This window comes from Streptomyces adelaidensis (assembly GCF_016598475.1).
GTDB classification, from domain to species: domain Bacteria; phylum Actinomycetota; class Actinomycetes; order Streptomycetales; family Streptomycetaceae; genus Streptomyces; species Streptomyces adelaidensis.
Genome location: NZ_JAEMUX010000030.1, coordinates 66,497 through 87,947, shown reverse-complemented (window position 1 = coordinate 87,947; position 21,451 = coordinate 66,497). Strand labels below are relative to the sequence as shown.

The 21,451-nt window shown below is 72.5% G+C and carries 19 protein-coding genes and 1 pseudogene; 3 read left to right on the top strand and 17 right to left on the bottom strand.

What is annotated here, in order from left to right; genetic code table 11:
- A partial coding sequence (locus tag I8N67_RS19365) for an AlkA N-terminal domain-containing protein (protein WP_200304402.1) occupies nt 1-1,479 on the bottom strand: 1,479 nt, incomplete at its 3' end.
- Nucleotides 1,480-1,673: 194 nt separating this feature from the next.
- A complete protein-coding gene (locus I8N67_RS19360; RefSeq protein WP_200304401.1) occupies nt 1,674-3,704 on the bottom strand; it encodes a heavy metal translocating P-type ATPase in 2,031 nt (676 codons plus the stop codon).
- 57 nt (nt 3,705-3,761) lie between these two features.
- Between I8N67_RS19360 and I8N67_RS19355 the strand changes: the two genes are divergently transcribed.
- On the top strand, nt 3,762-4,190 hold the full coding sequence (locus I8N67_RS19355; RefSeq protein ID WP_200304400.1) for an ArsR/SmtB family transcription factor: 429 nt from the start codon (nt 3,762-3,764) through the stop codon (nt 4,188-4,190).
- Nucleotides 4,191-4,249: 59 nt separating this feature from the next.
- Here the strand turns inward: I8N67_RS19355 and I8N67_RS19350 are convergent, their stop codons facing one another.
- Nucleotides 4,250-5,122, bottom strand: coding sequence for a hypothetical protein (locus tag I8N67_RS19350; protein ID WP_200304394.1), 873 nt, complete (start codon nt 5,120-5,122; stop codon nt 4,250-4,252).
- A gap of 328 nt (nt 5,123-5,450) precedes the next feature.
- Between I8N67_RS19350 and I8N67_RS19345 the strand changes: the two genes are divergently transcribed.
- Together I8N67_RS19345 and I8N67_RS42705 are read left to right on the top strand one after the other, a co-directional pair.
- Entirely contained in the window at nt 5,451-6,392 is a 942-nt protein-coding gene (locus I8N67_RS19345) for an endonuclease/exonuclease/phosphatase family protein (protein ID WP_200304393.1), read from the top strand.
- A 718-nt stretch (nt 6,393-7,110) separates the two neighbouring features.
- Entirely contained in the window at nt 7,111-7,470 is a 360-nt protein-coding gene (locus I8N67_RS42705; protein WP_234045928.1) for a response regulator, read from the top strand.
- Nucleotides 7,471-7,640: 170 nt separating this feature from the next.
- Here the strand turns inward: I8N67_RS42705 and I8N67_RS42700 are convergent, their stop codons facing one another.
- The 14 genes and pseudogenes from I8N67_RS42700 to I8N67_RS19270 all read right to left on the bottom strand — a co-directional run bounded on the left by I8N67_RS42700 (nt 7,641) and on the right by I8N67_RS19270 (nt 21,394).
- Nucleotides 7,641-8,000, bottom strand: a complete 360-nt coding sequence (locus tag I8N67_RS42700) for a hypothetical protein (RefSeq protein WP_234045927.1) — start codon at nt 7,998-8,000, stop codon at nt 7,641-7,643.
- Nucleotides 7,997-8,464: a hypothetical protein gene (locus I8N67_RS19330; protein ID WP_372443747.1), complete on the bottom strand. Its 468-nt coding sequence runs from the start codon at nt 8,462-8,464 to the stop codon at nt 7,997-7,999. Before I8N67_RS19330 ends, I8N67_RS42700 begins: the two co-directional genes overlap by 4 nt.
- Before the next feature lie 72 nt (nt 8,465-8,536).
- Nucleotides 8,537-10,501: a zinc ribbon domain-containing protein gene (locus I8N67_RS19325; RefSeq protein WP_307835285.1), complete on the bottom strand. Its 1,965-nt coding sequence runs from the start codon at nt 10,499-10,501 to the stop codon at nt 8,537-8,539.
- Complete coding sequence (locus tag I8N67_RS19320) at nt 10,498-11,052, bottom strand: IS607 family transposase (RefSeq protein ID WP_200304392.1); 555 nt, start codon at nt 11,050-11,052, stop codon at nt 10,498-10,500. The genes I8N67_RS19325 and I8N67_RS19320 overlap by 4 nt, the downstream gene beginning before the upstream one ends.
- A gap of 7 nt (nt 11,053-11,059) precedes the next feature.
- Nucleotides 11,060-11,308, bottom strand: a pseudogene (locus I8N67_RS19315) (macro domain-containing protein); the annotation flags it as partial.
- A gap of 78 nt (nt 11,309-11,386) precedes the next feature.
- Nucleotides 11,387-12,571, bottom strand: a complete 1,185-nt coding sequence (locus tag I8N67_RS19310) for a cytochrome P450 (protein ID WP_200304391.1) — start codon at nt 12,569-12,571, stop codon at nt 11,387-11,389.
- Nucleotides 12,568-13,968 (bottom strand): alkaline phosphatase family protein, encoded by a 1,401-nt coding sequence (locus I8N67_RS19305; protein ID WP_200304390.1) that lies wholly within the window; start codon nt 13,966-13,968, stop codon nt 12,568-12,570. The genes I8N67_RS19310 and I8N67_RS19305 overlap by 4 nt, the downstream gene beginning before the upstream one ends.
- A gap of 31 nt (nt 13,969-13,999) precedes the next feature.
- Nucleotides 14,000-15,166: a metabolite traffic protein EboE gene (gene eboE, locus I8N67_RS19300; protein ID WP_200304389.1), complete on the bottom strand. Its 1,167-nt coding sequence runs from the start codon at nt 15,164-15,166 to the stop codon at nt 14,000-14,002.
- A gap of 10 nt (nt 15,167-15,176) precedes the next feature.
- The gene (locus tag I8N67_RS19295) at nt 15,177-16,031 is read right to left on the bottom strand and encodes a TatD family hydrolase (RefSeq protein WP_200304388.1); all 855 of its coding nucleotides are present in this window, start codon (nt 16,029-16,031) and stop codon (nt 15,177-15,179) included.
- A gap of 2 nt (nt 16,032-16,033) precedes the next feature.
- On the bottom strand, nt 16,034-16,846 hold the full coding sequence (locus tag I8N67_RS19290) for an EboA domain-containing protein (protein WP_200304387.1): 813 nt from the start codon (nt 16,844-16,846) through the stop codon (nt 16,034-16,036).
- Between the two features lie 74 nt (nt 16,847-16,920).
- Entirely contained in the window at nt 16,921-17,781 is an 861-nt protein-coding gene (locus I8N67_RS19285; RefSeq protein WP_200304386.1) for a sugar phosphate isomerase/epimerase family protein, read from the bottom strand.
- Between the two features lie 33 nt (nt 17,782-17,814).
- A complete protein-coding gene (locus tag I8N67_RS19280) occupies nt 17,815-18,846 on the bottom strand; it encodes an SCO3242 family prenyltransferase (protein WP_200304385.1) in 1,032 nt (343 codons plus the stop codon).
- A 104-nt stretch (nt 18,847-18,950) separates the two neighbouring features.
- The gene (locus I8N67_RS19275; protein WP_200304398.1) at nt 18,951-20,363 is read right to left on the bottom strand and encodes a phytoene desaturase family protein; all 1,413 of its coding nucleotides are present in this window, start codon (nt 20,361-20,363) and stop codon (nt 18,951-18,953) included.
- 185 nt (nt 20,364-20,548) lie between these two features.
- The gene (locus tag I8N67_RS19270) at nt 20,549-21,394 is read right to left on the bottom strand and encodes an inositol monophosphatase family protein (RefSeq protein ID WP_200304384.1); all 846 of its coding nucleotides are present in this window, start codon (nt 21,392-21,394) and stop codon (nt 20,549-20,551) included.
- Between the last annotated feature and the right edge of the window lie 57 nt (nt 21,395-21,451).

Below are 21,451 nucleotides of genomic sequence, written 5' to 3'. Positions count from 1 at the left end.
GGGGAGGAAGTTGATGGGGTGGCTGTCCGTCGCCCACAGATACTGGACCGCGTACGCCCGCCAGGGCCGCCAGGCCGCCGCACGGGCGGTGAGCGCGGCCGGCGTGGAGGGCAGGCCCAACTCCTTTGCGGCGCGCCGGATTCCGAGGTCGGTCGGGAGGAACGCGTCGGGGTCGCCGAGGGCGCGCATGACGATGACATCGGCGGTCCAGGGGCCGAAGCCGGGCAGGGCCAGCAGACTGGCCCGGGTCTCCGCCCAGTCGCTGTCGACGCCCAAGTGAAGGTCGCCGTCGGCGAGTTGTCGTACCAGGGTGGTGAAGGTGGTGCGGCGGGTGCGTGGCATCGCGAGGGACTCGGGGTCGACGGCCGCCAGCGCCTCGGGGGACGGGAAGAGGTGGGTGAGGCCACCCTCGGGGTCGTCGACCGGTTCGCCGTGCGCGGTGACCAGGCGGGCCGCGTGGGTGCGGGCGGCGGCCGTGGACACCTGCTGTCCGAGCACGGCCCGTACGGCGAACTCGGCCTCGTCGACGGTACGCGGCACCCGGCGCCCCGGCGCCTTCGCCACCAGCGGCGCGAGCACCGGGTCGGTGCTCAGCTGCTCGTCGACGGCGACCGGGTCGGCGTCCAGGTCGAGCATGCGGCGGCAGCGGCTGATGGCGACAGGGAGGTCCCGCAGATCGCTGAGGGTGAGCCGGCAGGCGATGTGGTCGGGCTCCGGGGTGAGGCCCACGATGCCGTGGCCGTACGGAAGGCGGAGCGTGCGCCGGTACGCGCCGTCGCGCCACTCCTCCACCCCTGGTACGGCGGTGGCCGCGAGGTGACCGAAGAGGTTGTCGGGGTTGAGCGGCGCCCGGAAGGGCAGCCGAAGACTCAACGCCCCGGACGAACCGGGTGAGTCGGAGCGTTGCCGGGCCGACCGCGCGGCGCGCTCTCGCAGTTCGCTGGGCGAGAGCGCGAACACCTCCCGCACGGTGTCGTTGAAGGTGCGGATCGACGCGAACCCGGCGGCGAACGCGATCTCCGCCATGGGCAGCGCGGTCGTCTCGACCAGCAGTCGCGCGGTCTGCGCCCGCTGCGCCCGGGCGAGCGCCAGCGGCCCCGCCCCCAGCTCGGCCAGCAGCTGCCGCTCGACCTGCCGGGTGCTGTAGCCGAGCCGCCGCGCGAGCCCCGGCACGCCCTCCCGGTCCACCACCCCGTCCGCCACGAGCCGCATCGCCCGCGCCACCAGGTCCGCCCGCTGATCCCACTCCGGCGACCCGGGACTGGTGTCCGGCCGACACCGCTTGCACGCCCGGAACCCGGCCTGCTGACACGCCGCCGCACTCGGCAGGAACGTCATGTTCTCCGGCTTCGGCGGCACCACCGGACAGCTGGGCCTGCAGTAGATCCGCGTCGTCAGCACCGCCGTGAAGAACCATCCGTCGAACCGCGCGTCCTTCGACCGCACGGCCCGCACACACCGCTCGACATCCCTGTGCATCCCGTTCCGCATGGCTCAAGCATCGGCCACGGGGAGGCGGCAGGGCTGGCGGAAATCCGACATCGGCGTGGGGGTGGCGTGGGGCCGCCGGACGCCCGTGGTCCTTCAGCGGCGCGGGGAACCGCGCGACCAGCCACGACGGACCCGCGGCCGCCACGCAACGGCCGGCCCCTCCCCCTCAGGCGCGCACGGCCCTAACCGGCGGCCCGCCGCCACGCGGACTCCCGCAGCAACCGCAGCCCATTGAGCCCCACCAGCACCGTGGACCCCTCGTGCCCGGCCACCCCGAGCGGCAACGGCAGATGCCCCGCCAGATCCCACACCACCAGCACGGCGATGCACACCCCGGCGATCACCAGGTTCTGCACCACCAGCCGCCGAGCCGCCCGCGACAGCCGCACCACCGCCGGAATCGCCACCAGCTCGTCCCGCACGACCACCGCGTCCGCCGTCTCCAGCGCGAGATCGGACCCGGCCCGCCCCATCGCCACACCGGAGTGCGCGGCGGCCAGCGCGGGCGCGTCATTGACCCCGTCCCCGACGAACAGCACCTTGCGGCCCGCGTCCTGGAGCTCCCGTACGGCTTCCACCTTGCCTTCCGGCAGCAGCTCCGCCCGTACGTCGGTGATGCCGGTGCCGGCGGCCACCTGAGCGGCCGTACGGCCGTTGTCGCCCGTCAGCAGGACCGGGGGCGCACCGGTCACGGCGGCGAGCGCGGCCACGGCCGCGGGGGCGTCGTGTCGCAAGCGGTCGGCGAGGGTGAGCGTCCCGACGGCGGCCCCGTCCCGCGCGACGAGCACGGTCGTCCCGTCGGCGTCCTCTCCGTGCTGCCCCTCCTGCCCCTCCTGCCCGTGCTCCCCCGGCCGTCCCACCGTCACCACGCTCCCCTCGACGGTGGCTCGCACGCCCCTGCCCGGCATGGCCACGAAGTCCTCGGCGGCGGCCACCCGCACTCCCCGCGCCCCGGCGGCGGCCACGACCGCCCGTGCCAGCGGATGCTCACTCGGGTACTCGGCGGCCGCGGCCAGCGCCAGCAGCGCGTCCTCATCCAGCCCGGAGCCCGGCAGCGGTCGTACGGCGGTGACTTCGGGGGTGCCCTCCGTGAGGGTGCCGGTCTTGTCGAGCGCGGCCGCATCGATCGCGCCCAGCCGCTCCATGGCGACGGCCGACTTGACCAGAACGCCGTGCCGGCCGGCGTTGGCGATGGCGGAGAGCAGCGGCGGCATGGTGGCCAGGACGACCGCGCAGGGCGAGGCGACGATCATGAAGGTCATGGCGCGGAGCAGGGCGTCCGTCAGCTCCTCGCCGAAGGCGAGCGGGACGCCGAAGACGGCGAGGGTGGCGACGACGATCCCGACGGCGTACCGCTGTTCGACCTTCTCGATGAACAGCTGGGTCGGCGCCTTGGTGCGGGACGCCTCCTCGACGAGGCTCACGATGCGGGCGATCACGGAGTCGGCGGGGTCCCGTTCGACGCGGACACGCAGCGCGCCCGTACCGTTGAGCGTGCCCGCGAAGACCTCGTCGCCCGGGGCCTTGGGGACGGGCAGCGGTTCGCCGGTGATGGTGGCCTGGTCGGCCTCGCTCTCGCCCTCCAGCACCTGTCCGTCGGCTCCGATGCGCTCCCCGGGACGGATCAACAGCACGTCTCCGACGGCGAGTTGATCCGTCGGCACGGTCTCCTCCGTGAAGCCGTCCGTGAAGCCGTCCCTGAAGCCGTCCATGGAGCCGTCCGGCGAGCCGTCCGTGGATCCGCCGCTGGAGCCGTCCCGCGACAGCCGGGTGGCCGTGGTGGGTGCGAGGTCGAGCAGACCGCGTACCGAGTCCTCGGTGCGGGCGGTGGCCAGGGCCTCCAGGGCGCCGGAGGTGGCGAAGATGACGATCAGCAGGCCGCCGTCGAGGACCTGGCCGATCGCGGCCGCGCCGAGCGCCGCGACGATCATCAGCAGGTCGACGTCGAGGCTCTTCTCGCGCAGCGCCCGCAGCCCTTCGAGGGCGGGCTCCCAGCCGCCGGCCGCGTAGGCGATCGCATAGAGCGGGCCGTACAGCCAGGCGGAGGCGCCGGCGAGGTCCAGCGGGAAAGCGAGCAGGAAGGCGACGGTCGACGCCAGCGCCCAGCGGGCCTCGGGCAGGGCGAGGACGCGGGTACGGCGGCGGGGTGCCGTCGGCGCGGGCGTACGGCGGACTGGTGACGGGGCAAGAGTGGCGGACACCCGGCACACCATACAGGAACACATGAAGACTCATTCATGCCTTCATGTCTGATGAGTAAGATACTCGCCATGGGTCATGGAGCCGTCACCTCAGCGCAGGCGCAGGCGCGGGCGCGGGGACAGGAGCAGGGGCGGGGGCAGGAAGCCGCCGCTCGCGTGCGCCTGGACGCGGCCAACGTCGCCAAGGTGGCCACCACCCTCCAGGCCCTGTCCACCCCCTCCCGCCTGCTGATCCTCGCCCGGTTGCGCGAAGGCCCGCTCCCGGCGACCGAGTTGGCCGCCGAGGTCGGGATGGAGCAGTCCGCCTGCTCCCACCAGCTGCGCCTGCTGCGCAACCTGGGCCTCGTCGTGGGCGAGCGGCGCGGCCGCTCGGTGGTGTACGCACTGCACGACCACCATGTCGCGGAGCTGCTGGACCAGGCGGTGTACCACGTGGAGCACTTGCGGCTGGGGCTCAGTGACGCGGCGGAGGGCGACGGGGACCCCGCGGACGGCTGAGACCCGGACGGTGACCGGAGCCGCCGGACGGCCGGTGGCAGGCCGCCGGGGAGCGGGCGTTACGCCGCCGGCGCGGCCGGGACCGTGGGGACACCGCCGCCGAGGAGGCCGGTGACCAGGCCCAGTACCGGCTGCAGCAGACCGGTGACCACCCCGAGGACCGGGGAGAGCAGACCGGTGACCGCGCCCAGTACGGCGCCCAGGTCTAGCGAGGTCAGCGCCTTGAGGAGGCCGTCGACCGCGGACTGGAGGGTGGCCAGGAGGTCCCCGACCGGGTCGGCGGCGGCACGGCCGGTGGCGGCCGGGGCCGTGGTGTCCAGCTTCTTCAGCCGCTGCTGAACGGTGGCGTGTGCCGCTGCGAGCGCTTTGGCGTGCCGGGCGGCCTCGGGCGCGTCGAGCCGGTCGGCGTCCAGCTTGGCGATGGTGGTCAACTCGGCCAGCAGCGGGGCGAGTACATCGCCACGGTCCATCCGGTCGAGGGTGTCCAGCTGGGTCAGCAGTACGTCCGCGTCGACTCCGGTGACGTCGGTATCGACATCGGCGGCCGTGGCGATGTCGGCGCCGATGTCGGCATCGGTACTGGTACCGGTACCGGGATTCGCCGGCAGCCCGTCCGTGCCCGCGCCAGCGCCCATGTCCATATCCATGCCGAGGTCGAGGTCGAGCTTCGCCAGCAGCGCCTCGACGTCGGCCTCATGCTTCGCCAGAAGCGCGTCGATCTCCTTGTCCAGCGCGTCGAACCGGGCCAGGAAGTCGTCCACATCGGGGTCGGGGGCCGCGGCGAGCCCCGTCGCGCCGCGGTCGGAGGCGATTCGGTCCGAGGCGGTGCGGCCCGCATCGACGGCGGCGGTGGCGGCGCCGACCGGCCCTAAGACCAGTGCCCCGCAGACCAGGGGCGACACGAGGAGACCACGGGAGACGAGGGAGCGCATGGACGTTCCTTTCGAAGCTGCTGTCCTTGCGCTCACGGTGGTAGTCGGCACGGCACGCCGCAACCGATCACGGAGCCGCGCCCCGACTCGCCGACCGACCGCACATCGACGCTGACCAGGCCGTTCGGCTCTACGGTCGGCTCCGTACGACTCCGTTCGACGCCCCGCGTCCGTTCGCCCGTCAGAGTGCGCGCGACGTCGCGGCCCTATCGACACCTCTTTCGGTCACGTACACACTGATATATCGACATGTTCATGACCGTCTCATGCGGCCGTTCCAGAATGCATTCGCACGACTCGCCCGGAAGCCGCCACAGAAGGAGCGCCTGTGCCGAACCACAGCCGAGTCACGCGTCGCCTGAGCCTGAAGACCGCCCTCGCCGCGGCGGCTCTACTGCCCCTGTCCCACCTGTCCCGCACCGCCCTGACCCCCGAACCCGAACCCACAGCCGAACCCGAACCCGCAGCCGCGACGGCGGAAGTCGCCGGCCCCCGGCTCGACGCCATGTCCTTCAACCTGCGTTACGCGAGCACCGTCCAGCCCAACAGCTGGGCCGTGCGCAGACCGGTGATGCGTGAACTGCTGCGGCGGGAGGCGCCCCACGTCGTCGGCACCCAGGAAGGCCTGCACCAGCAACTGCTGGACATCGAGGCCGACTTGGGACCGAACTACCGCTGGATCGGCACCGGCCGCGCGGGCGGGACCCGCGACGAGTTCATGGCGGTCTTCTACGACACCCGTCGGCTCGCGCCGGTCGAGTACGCCCACTTCTGGCTCTCCGACACTCCGGACGTGGCCGGGTCGAACACCTGGGGCGGCGGCTCCATCCGTATGGTCACCTGGGTCCGGTTCCGCGATCTGCTGGACGGTGACCGGCAGTTCCACTTCCTCAACACCCACCTCGACAACCTCAGCCAGTACGCCCGTGAGCGTTCCGCGGCCCTGATCTCCCAGCGTGTCGCCGGGTTCGACCAGTCCCTCCCGCTCGTCGTCACCGGCGACTTCAATGTCGCGGCCCACAGGAACACCGTCTACGACACGATGCTGGGAGCCGGACTCGTGGACACCTGGGACACGGCGGCCGAGCGCGGTGAGCTCTACGCGACCTTCCACGGCTATCGGCCGCTCATCCCCGGCGGCGACCGCATCGACTGGATCCTGACCACGCCGGAGATCACGGTGCACCGCTCCTCGATCAACACCTTCGCCCTGAACGGACAGTTCCCCAGCGACCATCTGCCCGTACAGACCTCACTGACCCTGGGCTGACACCGCACGGCACCCATTCCGGGCCCCCTCCCGACGGTCGGCAGGGAGCGCCGACAGCAGCAGGCCCGCACCGAGGGCGGCGGCCGGGATCACCGCCGCCTCCCGGCGCATCATCACGCGGACCTGGCGGGGTGTGGTGCCGTTGAGGCGGAGGGCGGCCAGTTCGGCCGGGTGCGCTCAGCCGCCTCTGGGCGAGGGTGCCGTCGCCGGTTTCCTGCGCGGTGGCGGTCAGCACGGTGGTCTGCGCGAAGGTGTACGTCAGCACGAACGCCACGGCCGTCGCGAGGGTGCTGACGACTCCCGCCAGCGCTCTGATCACATTGGTTCGCCGGGTTGGTGGTCGCGGCGGCTGGATGTGCGGTGACGTCCGATCCGAGTGCCGGGCGTGCGGTGGCTGAGCCTGTCCGCGTGCGCAGGTTGACCGACCAGGAGGGGCAGAAGCTGCAACAGATCGCGCGCCGGGGCAGCACCCGTGGATCGAGAGCACATCGGCGGTCGGGATTCCGGCATTCAGGTTGATAAGCGTGGATAATTCGTACGGTGTTGTCGGAGTGGTCGGGGCACGCCGCACGATGTAGGCCGGTCGTGGCCGGGCGGCAGTGGTGTTGATCCGGGTTCTTCTCGTGGAGGAGACAGAACTGGTGCGCGGGGCGCTCTCCGCACTGCTGGCCCGTGAGGAGGACATCGAGGTGGTCGCCGCGTTGCCGGGCACGATCAGGTGGCGACGCGGGCGCTGTCGTACCGGCCCGATGTGGTCGTCATCGACATCGACGGTGACGAGGACGGGGCGTTGGGCACCTCGTGCGAGTTGGCCGCGCGGTTGCCGCAGTGCCGGACGCTTTTCGTGGCCGACTCGGCGACCTCCGGGTTTCTCAGGCGGGCACCGGAGTTGCGCGTCGCGGGGCTCATCGGGAAGAACGGTCCCTGCGGCACTCTGGTCGATGCGCGCGTCGGCCCGGCCGCGTACGAGGTCCTCGGCGCCGCAGGCGGTCACGTCCCGCAGCCCGCCGGCCATCGCGCCGACGTGTTGGGCGATGGCCTCGTCGGCGAGGACGACCGCCCGTTGCAGGGCCCGTAGGGCCAGGAGGAAGAGTGCGAGGCCCGCCGCGAGGGGCGGGACGACGAACAGCAGGAGGGCGGGATCGAGCGTCGCCAGCCCGAGCAGCACGCTCACCACTGTGACCGCGAAGGTCTGCACGAACATCACGACCGCGCCGAACGACTCACGGGCGATCTCCACCTGTTCGGTCAGCCGGGCCACGCCGGCCGTGTCGGCGGGCTGCCCGAGACGGGCGGAGCGGTGGAGCGTGCCGGTGGTGACGAGGGTGACCAGGGCGTCGCGGAACGGCTCGACGACCTCGGCCACTGGAAGGTGGCCTGCCGGGTGCCCCAGGCGCCGATCAGAACGGCGCAGGCCAGCAGTGCGAGCCAGCCCAGGCCCTCGACGTTGCGGTCGGCGAGGAAGCCTTCGTCGACGGCCCGGGCGACCAGCCAGCCCGACAGCAGCGCGGGTACGGCCTGGACCAGCGACCAGCCGGCGAGCCGGACGAACCTCCGGCGCCGCGTGCGGAGCGTGGAGCGCAGCAGCCGGCGCGGCCCCGGGTTCACCGCACGCCCCCGTGGCGTTCCGGCACCGGACGCGCGGCCTCGTGGGACGCCGCCGGTTCCGGGCGCGCGTCGTCACGGGGCGCGGGCTCCGCGCGTACGCCCTCGCGCATCGTCGGTTCCGGGCGGAAGACGGCCCGGTATCCCGGGTCTGTCCACAGTGCCCGGTGGGTGCCTTGGCGCCGGACGTTGCCCGTGTCGAGCCAGATGACGAGGTCGGCGCGGGCGGCGGTGGAGGCACGGTGGGTCACGACGAGCCGGGTGCGGTCGGCGAGGGGGCCGGACCCGGTGAGGACCTGGGTGATGTGGTGCTCGGTGACGGTGTCGAGGCTGGCGGTGACGTCGTCGAGGACGAGGAGGCGGCCGGACGGGCCGGACTGGACGAACGCACGGGCCAGGCCGACCCGTTGGGTCTCTCCGCCGGACAGGGGCGCGGTGGTGAGGCCGGTGGCATACCCGTCGGGCATGGTACGGAGGAAGGCGTCGGCGCGGGTAGCAAGAGGCAAGGAGCGAAGGATCGCTTCCTGAAGCGTCTCTGATCAGCTAAGCGAGCCTATGCGAACCGTATGGTCTGACACGGGTTCTGCCCACCGTGGTGGGGCAGCATGAGCGTGGAGATGGAATCCCGCGCCGAGTGCTGCTCCGCGTGGCCGGTGGCCGGTGGTGGGTGTGCTGATCGTGGTCACGCCCTGGTGCCGGTGGGCTGCGCGGGGCAGCCGCCGCCGGTCCGTTGGTGCGTGTCCCTCCGGACGCTGGCCGGCGTGACCCGAAGGCCGTACCGGGGAGGGAACCTCACGTCGCCTGGGCATGAGGTAGTTGGTTCGCGGCCGGGTGGGGCCGGTCTTCGACCGGTCCGTCCGGCTGGTCTTCGGGGTGGCCGTGATGACGGCCTTGGCTTCCATCGTGTCCACCACCGTGCGGATCACCATGGTGCCGCCGGCGCGGTCCACGACGGTCTTGGCCTGGTGGGCGAGGCCGCGTGCGGCGATCCGCCGCCAGGCGCCCTGGTCGCGGTCGCCCTGCCAACCACAGTGATGGCTGGGGCAGATGGCCCACCTCCAGCCCGACACGGTGGGCCGGTCGGGTGCCTTGCGGTGCCTGAGCGGTGTGAGGCAGTGCGGGCAGTGCTTCGAGGTATTCCTCGGCGGCACCGTCACGACCGCAATGCCAACCTCGGCTGCCAGGTGCCGCATACGGTCGGTGATCTGACCGCGCACGGTCTGGGACATGCGCGTGTTCTGGGTGCGGCCCATGCCCCCGGCTTCCATCGACCGAAGGTCTTCCAGACAGATGACCGTGGCCCCGACCGCAGCGGCCTGATCGACTGTCCAGCGGGCAGCAGCCCACGCCAACGCGTCGTTGAGGTTGGTCCGGCGTTCCGAGACGCGCCGGACCTCCTCCGCCAGCACAGCGTTCTTGCCGCCCAGGGAAGGATCGGCGAGCCGCATGTAGTGGTCGGTTTTGGCGTGGAGGCGTTCGCTGATGCGGCGCAGCCGGTACTGCTTGGCCAGCACCCCGGCGGCCCGGAACTGGGCGCCGGAGCCGAGGGCGGTGATACGTCCGTCGTCGTGGAGTCGGGCCGCGCCCGCGCTGAGGAGGGTGTTCAGCCCCCAGTCCACGCCGAGCGCGACCGTGTGCCCGGTGCGCCGGGTCTTGGGGACGGGGTGGGTGTAGGCGAGGTCGGCGCGTACTCGGCCGCCCGCGATGCGCAGCGTCGGCAGGTGGATCACCGCGTTCGCTGGAACCGTGGGCGGCAGCGTGATCGGGCACTCCACCCATGTCCAGTCCGCGTACTTCCGCGGGTCGGGCCGGGTGGGGAGTTGCAGCCGCAGGAGGGCTTTCGTCGGCTCGGTCGCGGAGCGTTCGATGGTGGCCTGCTGCCCGTCGCACGCGGCAAGCAGCAACATGCGTGGCACACGCAGGGTGGGCTCCAGCTCGAACACGTCGGCCGCCAGACGCCCGTACTTACGCTCGAAGGCAGTGATCTGGCGGGTGCGGGAACGGATGACGCTGGAGGGCAGATACTCACCGCCCGGTATCGCGGCCCGCGTTTGGTCCCACTCCTCGGGGGTGCGCTTCTTCGGGTCAGCAGGCCACGCGGCCAGCAGACCGCCCACCATGTCGGCCCGCCACTTCACCGATCGCAAAGCGCGCCCGGCCTGCTCCTGGGCCATGCGGACGATCCGGTCGTTGACCTTCACGCCCTCGTCGGGTGCGGTAGTCCAGCCGAGGCGCCGCAGCGCCATCCACGCATTCGACGGCAGCTTCCTACCGCCCGGATCCTGCCCGGCTGCGAGGACATCGACGTCGGTGGCGTTCCGGTGCTCGGCCAGCAGCGTGCCGGTCATCTGGGCCACCAGGTCGGTGCACCAGCCCACACGCTCCATCAGAGCAGCAGCGCTGAGGAGTTCGCCGGTCTCCTCGTCCACGCCCGTGCGGATGAGGGCGCGGGCGCACGCGGTGCGGGAGGTCTCGCCGTCAGTGAGAGGCAGCTTCCGGCTCACGCGGCACGGCCCTCGTCGCCGCACTGGCCGGACTCGGCCAGCAGCCGATTTCGGTTCTCCGCGCTCCGCATCCCGTACAGGCGCCCGGTGAACGTCGTCACGAGGGAGACGAAGTCTTCGAGGAGTTCATCCCGGCCGCCGAGCTTCTTCGGGTGCAGCACTTCCACGGTGACGCCGTACACGGCGAACAGCCGCTTGAGCCAGCCGACACCGAAGCGGGCCAATCGGTCCTCATGCGTCACACGCACCACAGTCACGGAGCCGTCCGACACCATCGCCAACACCCGGTTCAGACCCGGCCGGTTCTCCTTCAGACCCGAGCCACGATCCTTCACGACCTTGACGATCTCGCCCGCTGAGGTGGCCCGCAGTTCGGTCTCCTGAGCCTCCAGAGAGGACTCCTGCCCGGACGAGCCCGAGACGCGCACATACAGCAACTCCAGGCGCGGACGGGAGGTCGAGGAGTCACTGCCGCGCTTCATATTCTCCACGTCCACCGAGGAGAACCGGCGCTCACGGCCGACCCACGTGAATGGGATTTTTCCGTCCAACGCCCACGACCGTATGGATCACCCAGCGCGCGTCCAGTTCGCCGGCCGTCGTGGCGACGGCGCGGCCGGTGGCCAGGCCCTTGCCGTACTGGGAGGCGCGCAGCTTGCGGCAGTCCTCCAGGATGGCGGGGCCGCCGCGGCGGTGGATCGCGCCGTCCACTCCTCCCCCACCGAGGAGGGAGGAGTTCGCGGCGTTCACGATGGCGTCGACGGACTGCTGGGTGATGTCGCCCCGGGCGAGGGTGATGGTGGTCATGCCCGTCTCTATATCAGCCGACGGGTCTTTCCTGCCCCGGAATATGACGGGCCGACAAGGCCCTGCCGCCGGACCGCGTCACCACCCGACCGGCAGCCTGCGTACCCCATGGACCGTGCTCATGGTGAGCGCGAAGTCCTCCGGCGGAGCCGTCAGGCGCAGGTCCGGCAGGCGGTCGAAGAGGGCGGGCAGGGCGACCTGGAGTTCCGCGCGGGCGAGGGACTGGCCGATGCACTGGTGCAGGCCGTGGCCGAAGGCCAGATGGCCGGTGGTGCCGCGGCGGACGTCCAGGGCGTCGGGGTCGGGGAAGGCGGACGGGTCGCGGTTGGCGGCCTGGAGCGCCACGACGACGCCCTCACCCGCACGGATGCGGACGCCCGCGACCTCCACGTCCTCGGTGGCGATGCGCCGCAGCCCCGAGTGCGCGACGGTGAGATGGCGCAGCAGCTCCTCGACGGCGCCCGGCCACAGACCGGGGTCCGCGCGCAGGGCGGCGAGTTGTCCGGGGTGGCGCAGCAGGGCCACGACCGCCAGGGGGAACATGTTGGCGGTCGTCTCGTGGCCCGCCACCAGCAGCAGCGAGGCGACGCCGACGGCCTCCGGCACGCTGATCTCGCCGGTCGCCACCCGCTCCGTCGCCAGACGTGAGATCAGGTCGTCGGCGGGCTCCTCGGCCCGTCGGGCGAGCAGTTCGCCCAGGTAGGTGTGGAGCGCCTTGCGGGCGGCGAGCATCTCCTGCGGACCGGAGGACATGCTGCTGAACGACTTCGCCTGCCGCTGGAAGAAGTCGTGGTCCTCGTACGGCACTCCGAGCAGTTCGCAGATGACGAGGGAGGGCAGCGGCAGGGCGTACGACTCGACCAGGTCGGCCGTGGTGGCGCCGTCCGCCGTCATGGTGTCGAGCAGTTCGCCGCAGATCCGGGCGATGGCCGGGCGGAGTTGCTCGATGCGGCGGAAGGTGAAGTCGGGGATGAGTACGCGGCGCAGGCGCGTGTGGTCGGGCGGGTCCATCATGAAGAACTGGCCGGGCGCGCGCGGCGGCGACTGCGGCCGGAACCCGGGGTAGCCGTCGCGGGTCGCGTCGGCGCTGAAGCGCGGGTCGGCGAGGACCGCGCGGGCGTCCTCGTGGCGGGTGATCAGCCAGGGGCTGTTGTCGCCCCAGACCGTCACCCGCCGGATCGGCTCCTCGGCACGCCACTTGGCGTACTCGGGCGCGGGGTCGAGCAGCGGACGCGCTGTGGGAAGGGCAGGGTGGGTCGTCATACGGGCGGCGCTCCTTCGTTCAGTCCGGCGAGCCCGAGCAGCAGGGACTTCACCTCGGTGGCGGCGTACGCCTCGCGGGTCGCCTCTTTCGCGGAGCAGAGCAGTACGGGCCCGTCGTCCGGGTGGGTGGGCAGCCGGCCGTGGCTGCCGCTGACGCCGGAGGGGTTGAGCGGGACGGTGCTGATGCGGTAGCGGAACCCCAGCTTCTTGCGGGCCACCTGGCCGATCGCGCGCAGTTTCACCGCGGGGACGGTCTCGTCGTACAGCAGCTCGGCGGGGTCGTAGCCGGGCTTGCGGTGGATCTCGACCTGGCGGGCGAAGTCGGGGGCGCGTTCGTCGTCCAGCCAGTAGTAGTACGTGAACCAGGCGTCGGGGTCGGCGACCGCGACGAGCTCGCCGGAGCGTTCGTGGTCCAGACCGTGGGCCGCCTTGCCCTCGGTGTCCAACACCTGGTCCACGCCGTCGAGTTCGGCCAGGATCTTGGCGACCGCCTCGGTGTCGGCCGGGTCCCGTACGTAGACGTGGGCGATCTGGTGGTCGGCGACGGCGAAGGCCCGTGAGGTCCAGGGGTCGAGGTACTCCATGCCGTCCTGGGTGTGCACCTGGAGCAGACCGGCGCGGCGCAGGGCGCGGTTGATGTCCACGGGCCGGGAGACCGGGGTGATGCCGTACTCGCTGAGCGCCACCACCGTCGCGCCCTCGCTCAGGAAGTGGTCGAGCAACGGGCGCAGGGCGTCGTCGAGTTGGCGGGCGGCTTGGTGGGTGGCGGGTGAGTCGGGGCCGGACCGCTGGGGCTCGTAGTCGAGTTGGGGGACGTAGACGAGGGTGAGGTCGGGGTGGTGTTCGTCGAAGACCTGGCGGGCGGCGCCGAGGATCCACTGGGTGGAGGGCATGCCGGCGTTGGGCCCCCAGTAGGTGAAGAGCGGGAACGGGCCGAGCCGGTCGATGAGTTCGTCGTGCAGGGACGGCGGCCAGGTGTAGCAGTCGGGTTCCTTGCGGCCGTCGGAGTAGTAGACCGGCCGTGGGGTGACGGTCAGGTCGACGTCCGCACCCATCGCGTACCACCAGCAGATGTTGGCGACCTTGTAGTCGGGGGCGGACCTGCGGGCCGTCTCCCAGATCTTCTCGCCGCCGACCAGAGCGTTGTGCTGGCGCCACAGCAGTACCTCGCCGAGGTCCCGGAAGTACCAGCCGTTGCCCACCGCGCCGTGCCCGGAGGGCGGTTCGCCGGTGAGGTACGTGGACTGGGCCGTGCAGGTCACGGCGGGCAGCACGGGGTCGAGCCGGGCCCGGAAGCCGCGCTCGCCGAGGGCGGCCACCGCGGGCATGTGCTTCAGCAGCTTGGGGGTGAGGCCGACGATGTCGAGGACGACGAGCCGGTTGGGGCGGGTACTCATCGGTGGTTCTCCCTGGGGCCGGTTCGGGTACTCACTGGTGGTCCTCCTTGAGGCCGAGATCGGTGAACCGGTCGCGGGCCCACGCGAGTTCGGACGCGATACCGCCGGCCAGGTCGGCGGGCGGGTCGGGGAGGACGGACCAGGTGTAGGTCTCGACCTCGATGTGATCGCAGTCAGCCGCGTCCCCGCCGAGCAGTCCGGCAAGGACGCGGCTCAGCTGGTCGGCGGTGGTGCGCAGGGGTGGTTCGGGGTCGGCGTGCAGCGGGGCGTGGAAGTGGACCCGCCAGGGGCCGGTGTCGGTGGGCAGGCCGCCGTCCAGCGCGTCCGGCAGGTCGTCGACGCCCCGCACCCCGGGGTCCTCCTGCGCCGCCGCCGTACGGGTCTGGTGCAGGAACCGTGGCTCCGCGAGGCGCCGCAGTGCCGCGCGGGCGGCGGGGTCGGCCGGGTCGGCGGCCTCGACCGCGCAGGACGCCTGGAGCTTGACGACGGGCAGCCCGGCGTCCGCGAGGCGGCGCAGGGCCGCGCCGGGTTCCTCGAACTGTACGGCGAGGTGGCAGGCGTCGAGGCAGACGCCGAGCCGCTCGGGGTCGAGGCCGCGCAGCTCCCGTACGGCCTGGGCGGTGGTCTCCACGACGCAGCCGGGCTCCGGTTCGAAGCCGACCCGGACGCGGCGGCCGGTGTCCGACTCGATCGTGGCGAGCCCGGTGGTGAGCCGGTCCAGAGCGCGGCGGGCCCTCTCGGCGACGTCCGCAGGCCAGGGCGTGCGCCAGGCCAGTGGCAGCGTGGAGACGCTGCCCCGCTCGGCGTCGTCGGGGAGCAGCGCGGCGAGCACGCGGGCGCAGTCGAGGGTGTGGCGCAGGCGCGCCTCGTCCGCCCAGTCGGGGAGGTAGACGTCCTTCTTGACCACCTCTCGGTGGAACCCGGCGTACGGGAAGGCGTTGAGGGTGACGGTCTCCAGGCCGCGCGCGGCGAGTTCGTCCTTGAGACGTTTCAACTCGCCGGTTTCTTCGACCAGTCGGGCTACGACATCGCGGGCGAGCCACAGCCCGATGCCCAGCCGGTCGACGCCCAGGCGCGCACGCACCGGCTCGGCGTACGTGGCGAGTTGGGCGAGGACGCCGTCGAGGTCCTCCGCCTGGTGGACGTTGCTGCAGTAGCCGAGGTGGACGGTGGTGCCGTCCGGGTGCCTGAATCGCATGGCCGTTCCCTCACGCCCCGCCGCGCCGGATGGAGTTGCCCTGGAAGGACGACTCCTCGTCCGGCTTGGGCTCGTCGAGCTCCAGTCGGCCGCTCTGCCCGTAGAAGGCGACGGGGTTGCGCCACAGCACCCGGTCCACGGCGTCGTCGTCGAACCCGGAGGCGAGCATGGCGTCGGCGGCCTTCCGGGTCTTGAGCGGGTCCGAACTGCCCCAGTCGGCGGCCGAGTTGACGAGGACGCGCTCGGTGCCGTGGTCCTGGAGGATCGTCACCATGCGGTCCTCGCTCATCTTGGTCTTCGGGTAGATCGAGAACCCGGCCCAGCAGCCGCTGTCGAGGACCATGCCGACGGTCAGCTCGTTGAGGTGGTCGAGGACGACTAGTTCGGGGGCGATGCCCGACTCCTTTACGACGTCCAGGGTCCGGCGGGTGCCGGTGGCCTTGTCGCGGTGCGGGGTGTGCACGAGGGCGGGCAGTCCCTGCTCGATCGCGAACTGGAGCTGGACCGCGAGCGCCTCGTCCTCCTCGGGCGTCATCGAGTCGTAGCCGATCTCGCCGACGGCGACGACCCGGTCCTTGGCGAGGTAGCGGGGCAGTTCGTCCAGGACGGGCCGGCAGCGCGGGTCGTTGGCCTCCTTGGGGTTGAGCGCGATCGTGCAGAAGTGCTGGATGCCGAACTGGGCGGCCCGGTACGGCTCCCAGCCCAGCAGCGCGTCGAAGTAGTCGTAGAAGCTCTCGGGCGAGGTGCGGGGCTGGCCCATCCAGAAGGCCGGCTCGACGACCGCGCGCACCCCGGCCGCGTACATCGCCTCGTAGTCGTCGGTGGTGCGGGAGGTCATGTGGATGTGGGGGTCGAAGATGCGCACGGTCAGGCCTCTTCCTCGGGTTCTGCGGTGAGCGCGGTTGCTTCTCGGAGCGCCTTCAGGGCCCGTAGGGCGGCCTCGCGGCGGTCGGGTGCGGCGGCGTGTGTCTCGGCGGTGAGCAGGTCGGTGAAGGTGTCGAGGACGGGGAAGGCGCGGACGACGGGCCAGATGTCCGGTGGTACGTCCCGGCCCGCGGCGACCCGCTCGTGCGCGAAGTCGGCGAGCATCCGGGCGAGTTCGTCATCGGCGCGGACGTCGAGGCCGGCGATCCGGTCCAGCGGGATCTCGTAGAAGACGCATTTCAGTACGGCCTGGCGGTACTCGCCGTCCGGGAGGCGGGCGGCGCCGTACGGTCCGAGGGCGGCCTCGATGAGGCTGCTGTCGTTGCCGCGCAGGGCCTCGCGGACGAGGGGGAGTGCGCGGTCGCCCAGCCGTCCGTGATCGCCGGGGTGTTCCCCCGCGAGGGCGTCCGGCGTGTCGTCGAGCAGGGGCAGCGCCTTCAGCACGGCCCGCTGCTCGGCGGGGTCGCCGTGGCGGAAGAGGCCCGCCAGTTCGCCCGCGAGCGGCTCGCCCTCCAGTGGCAGGGCGGTGATCAGGACGGCGCGGGCCGCCTCGTCGACGGTCCAGTGTTCGTCCAGACGGGCGTGGCCGCAGCGTCTTCGGGCGGCGGGGAACAGCGCGCCGATGGCGGCAGGCCGGTCGGTGATCCGGGCCACGGCTTCGTCGAGCCAGGCGTGGGCCGGCGCGTCCGGCGGGTGGCCGGCGAGAGCGGTCCGGGGGTCGGGTGGGGTGGAGCGGGGCAGGCCGGTGAACGCCATGACGGAGCGACATCCTGTGGAGGTGGAGTACTTGCGGAGTACGTACGGAGTACTTGTCGGGTGGGGGGTGCGGGTCAGGCCGCAGCCGCCGCACGGAGGAATTCCAGCGAGCGGCGGGCGACTTCGGGGGCGTCGAGGGAACCGCCCTGGATCTCCACGGAGACCAGTCCGCGGTGGCCGAGGCCCTGGAGTGCGGCGAGCACGGGCGGGAAGTCGATCTCGCCGGCGCCGAATTCGAGGTGCTGGTGGACGCCCCGCCGCATGTCCTCGATCTGTACGTTCAGCAGTCGAGGCGCGGCCCGGCGCACGCACTCCAGCACGGTCCGGTCCTCCACGCAGTGCGCGTGCCCGACGTCGAGGGTGATCCCGAACAGCTCGTGCCCGCCGACCATCTCGGCCAGTTCCAGGCACCGCTCCACGGTGTCGACGAACATGTACGGCTCGGGTTCGAAGGCCAGCGAGACGCCGTACTCCCCCGCCGTCTCCAGGACGGTCTCGACGCCCGCCGCGAGCCGTTTCCACGCGTCCCGCTCCGGCAGTGCGCCGTCCGGCGCCGGTCCGCTGCACAGGTGGACGGTGGGTGAGCCGAGGTCGCCGGCGATGCGCACGGCCCGCCGCAACAGGTCGATCCGGCGCTCGGCGTCGTCCGACATCAGCGTGGGGTGGTGCTTGCCCCAGGGATCGAGAAGGTAGGGCGCGCCGGTCTCGACCGTCACGTCGAGCCCGTGCCGGGCCAGGTCACGGGCGACGGCGGCCACCCGCCGGGGCAGGTCGTCCGCGTAGGGGTCGAGGTGCCCGTGGTCGAGGGTGAGCGCGACGCCGTCGTAGCCGAGTTCGGCGAGGACCGCGAGGACGTCGCTCAGCCCGTGATTGGTAAAGCCGTTGGTGCCGTAACCGAATCTGAGGGGGGCGGTCGGTGCGGGGGGTGGGGTCATTCCGGCATTGCTCCTGCGCGGTTCTGTGCTGGTTCAGGTGGGAGATATGCGCCGGGCGAGCGCCCGCGCCAGAGGGTGTACGACGCCCAGGGCCGCCGCCGCGACCGTGGCTCCGCTCCGCGCGGTCAGCGCCGCCTGCAGGGGCATCAGCCCGAGGATGCCGGCCCCGACGGCCCGCCGTACGTTCTCGCCGGAAGGCTCCCGTACGGCGCGGGCCTGGGCCGTTCCGTAGCTGCCGAGGTAGGTGAGGGCCCCGGCGGTGACCACGGCGGCCCGGGTCGCGGTCGACCGCGCGCCGCCACCGGCCGCGCCGGACCGCGCGGCGCAGGCGGTGCCGGCGCGCTCGGGGAGGCGTCCGGAGGCGGCGACGGCCGCGCGCACGGCCGGGAGTGCCGTCGCGAGGGCCGTGGCCGTGGAGGCGGCGAGGGTCAGGGCCGGCAGCCGGGCGGGGGCGCCGGAGATCTCGTGGCGGCTGAGGGCGGTGAGGGTGTAGGTGTGGGCGCCGACCAGCGCGGCCGGGACGGCGCCGCGCCGCAGGGCCGCGCCGGTCCCGTGCGTACGGTCCGGCCCCGGTCCGGCGGCCAGCGCGCCCGCCATGACGTCCAGGGCGCGCGCGGAGGCCATGGCGGCGGGGCCCGCCGGGGTGGACTTGAGCATCAGGTCGTACGCCCAGACGGCGCCGGCCAGCGGAAGCGCTCCCAGGAGGCTCCGGCGGCCCCCCGAGGCGGCGGCGAGCGCGAGTCCGCCCGCGGTCAGAGCGCCGGCGACGGCGAGGGCGGTACGACGCGGGACCCGGCCCGACGGGACGGGGCGCTCGGGGCGTTCGACCGCGTCGATCGTGGCGTCGGCGTAGTCGTTGAGGGCCATGCCGGCCCAGTAGAGGCAGACGGACGATCCCATCACCCCGAACGTCCGCACGCTCAGCGGGTGCCCGGCCGCGGCGGCGCCCGCGAGGACGTCGCCCGGCACGCTCAACGCGGCCGGTGCGCGGACGAGTTGTGCGAGGTCAGCGAGGCCCACGGCCGGCCGTGGGCTGGAGCGCGGTGACGCTCTCCGATCTTTCATGGCGGCAATTTACCCACGTAACTTGAACATTCACATGGAGAGGATGTGAAGAACTTTGTCGGTTTGCGCCTTTGTCTTTCTCGACGATGAAACCTGAGGGAAGGTCACGGTTCCTGGCGCAGTCTCCGCCACACCGCCTTGGCCGCGTTGTGCCCCGACATGCCGTGCACACCGGGGCCCGGCGGAGTGGCCGAGGAACAGATGAAGATGGCCGGGTGCGGGGTGTGGTACGGGAAGAGGGAGAGCTTGGGGCGCAGCAGCAACCGCAGTCCGGAGGCCGCGCCGCAGGCGATGTCCCCGCCGACGTAGTTCGCGTTGTGCGCGGCGAACTCGGGCGGGCCGGCGGTGGCGCGGGCGAGGACACGGTCCCGGAACCCCGGTGCGAACCGCTCCAGTTGACGCTCGACGGCGTCCGTCAGATCCCCGGTCCAGCCGTTCGGGACATGGCCGTACGCCCAGAAGACATGCTTGCCCTCGGGGGCGCGGCTCGGGTCGACGAGACTGGGCTGCACGGTGATCAGGAAGGGCGCGTCGGGCGCCCGGCCGTGGCGTGAGGCGGCGTCGAGCGCGGCGCCGATCTCCGCCTTGCTCGCCCCCACCTGGACGGTGCCCGCGCGGCGCGCCTCCTCGGCGGTCCACGGCACCGGGCCGTCCAGCGCGTAGTCGATCTTGAAGACACCGGCGCCGTACCGGTACGAGTCGTAGTGGCGTCCGAAGCCCGCGATCCGGGCCAGGGCGGTGGGCGAGGTGTCGAAGACGTAGGCGCGGGCGGGCGGCAGGTCGTCGAGGCGCTTGACCTCGTAGTCGGTGTGGACGGTGCCGCCGAGGTCCTTCAGATACGCGGTGAGCGCGTCGGAGATGGCCTGCGAGCCGCCCTTCGCGACCGGCCAGCCGGCGGCGTGCGCGGCCAGCGCGAAGACCAGCCCGACGGCGCCGGTCGCGAGGCCGCCGAGCGGGGCGATGACATGGGCGACGAGCCCGGCGAACAGCGCCTTGGCCCGCTCGTCCTTGAAGCGGCGCATCAGCCAGGTCGAGGGCGGCAGCCCCACGAGGCCGAACCGGGCGAGGGTGACCGGGTCGCGGGGCAGCGCGGTCAGCGGCAGCGACATGAAGTCGTGGGCGAGCGTCTCCCACTTGGGCAGGAACGGCTGGACGAGCCTGCGGTAGGCGCCCGCGTCACGCGGCCCGAACGAGGCGGCCGTCTCCCCCACCGAGCGCGACAGCACGGCGGCCGAGCCGTCGAGGAACGGGTGCGCCATGGGCAGCTCCGAGTGCAGCCACTCCAGGCCGTGGCGGTGCAGCGGCATCGCCCTGAACGCGGGCGAGTTGACGCCGAGCGGGTGCGCGGCGGAGCACGGGTCGTGGCGGAAGCCGGGCAGGGTCAGCTCCGCGGTGCGGGCGCCCCCTCCCACGGTGTCCTTCGCCTCGAAAACAGCCACGGAGAACCCGCGGCGGGCCAGCTCCACGGCGGCCGTCAGGCCGTTCGGCCCCGCCCCCACCACCACCGCGTCGAGCATCGACGGCACGTCCGGACCCCTTCGTCAGCAGATGGCCACCAGGTGCTGCCGACGGACCCCCGCCCGACGACAGAACCGCGATCAGGATATGCCCGGCCACCGACAGCCCCGGGCAAGGGTGGCCCCCACCGGCCGATGCGCCCCGGCCCCGGCCCCGGTCCGCCGGTCAGGCCCCGGACTGTGGGTCAGGCCCCGTCCGCCAGCAGGCCCACCACCCGGCGGGCCGTGGCCGCGTCCCGGGCCGCGGTGAACGGAAGCGTGTTGCCGCCGGTTATCCGGAAGGGCTCGCCGGTAAGGGTCAGGTGGGCGCCGCCCGCCTCCTCGACCAGGAGAAGACCGGCCGCATGATCCCAGGATGCCTCCCAGGAGAACGCGGTCGCGTCCAACCGGCCCTCGGCGATGGCCAGATACTCGAGGCCGGCCGAACCGCAGGCGCGCGGGGCGACGCCTTCCGTCCACAGGCCGAGCAGGGCGGCCTTCTGCTCCTGCGTGGTGTAGTCCGGGTGGGAGGTGGCCACTTCGAGGTCACGGCCGGGCTCGGGCGAGCCGGCCCGAAGGGGCTCGCCGTCGAGGGTGGCGCCCCGGCCGCGTATCGCCACGGCGAGTCGGTCGAGGGCGGGCGCGTATGTCCAGGAGGCGAGGAGGACTCCGCCCCGGGCGAGGGCGACGAGGGTGCAGAAGCCGGCCTCGCCGCGCACGAACTGCCGGGTGCCGTCCACCGGGTCGACGATCCAGACCGGCGCCTCCCCCCGGATCGCGTCGTACGACGCCGGGTTGGCGTGCACCGCCTCCTCGCCGACCACGACCGAGCCGGGCAGCAGCTCGGCGAGCGCCTCCGTCAGATACAGCTCCGCCTTGCGGTCGGCGTCGGTCACCAGGTCGTGCGGGCCGTTCTTCTGGTCGACCTCGTGCGCGGCGAGCTGCCGGAAGCGCGGCATGATCTCCGCGGCGGCCGCCTTGCGGATGGCTTCCTCGACGTCCGCGGAGTGCCGGGCGAGAAACTCGTCGATGGTTTCGTTGTCTTCGATCATGCCTCCATGACAGCACGCGCCACTGACAATCCCCACCCCACCGGTGCATTCGGCATG

Excerpts from the sequence above, each read along its gene's own strand:
- I8N67_RS19275 (WP_200304398.1), bottom strand. The coding sequence starts at position 20,363 with ATGCTCGACGCGGTGGTGGTGGGGGCGGGGCCGAACGGCCTGACGGCC.
- I8N67_RS19290 (WP_200304387.1), bottom strand. The coding sequence starts at position 16,846 with ATGGCGTTCACCGGCCTGCCCCGCTCCACCCCACCCGACCCCCGGACC.
- I8N67_RS19360 (WP_200304401.1), bottom strand. The coding sequence starts at position 3,704 with ATGGTGTGCCGGGTGTCCGCCACTCTTGCCCCGTCACCAGTCCGCCGT.
- I8N67_RS19305 (WP_200304390.1), bottom strand. The coding sequence starts at position 13,968 with ATGAGTACCCGCCCCAACCGGCTCGTCGTCCTCGACATCGTCGGCCTC.
- I8N67_RS19355 (WP_200304400.1), top strand. The coding sequence starts at position 3,762 with ATGGGTCATGGAGCCGTCACCTCAGCGCAGGCGCAGGCGCGGGCGCGG.
- I8N67_RS19270 (WP_200304384.1), bottom strand. The coding sequence starts at position 21,394 with ATGATCGAAGACAACGAAACCATCGACGAGTTTCTCGCCCGGCACTCC.
- I8N67_RS19285 (WP_200304386.1), bottom strand. The coding sequence starts at position 17,781 with ATGACCCCACCCCCCGCACCGACCGCCCCCCTCAGATTCGGTTACGGC.
- I8N67_RS19310 (WP_200304391.1), bottom strand. The coding sequence starts at position 12,571 with ATGACGACCCACCCTGCCCTTCCCACAGCGCGTCCGCTGCTCGACCCC.
- I8N67_RS19330 (WP_372443747.1), bottom strand. The coding sequence starts at position 8,464 with ATGCCCGACGGGTATGCCACCGGCCTCACCACCGCGCCCCTGTCCGGC.
- I8N67_RS19280 (WP_200304385.1), bottom strand. The coding sequence starts at position 18,846 with ATGAAAGATCGGAGAGCGTCACCGCGCTCCAGCCCACGGCCGGCCGTG.
- eboE (WP_200304389.1), bottom strand. The coding sequence starts at position 15,166 with ATGCGATTCAGGCACCCGGACGGCACCACCGTCCACCTCGGCTACTGC.
- I8N67_RS19350 (WP_200304394.1), bottom strand. The coding sequence starts at position 5,122 with ATGCGCTCCCTCGTCTCCCGTGGTCTCCTCGTGTCGCCCCTGGTCTGC.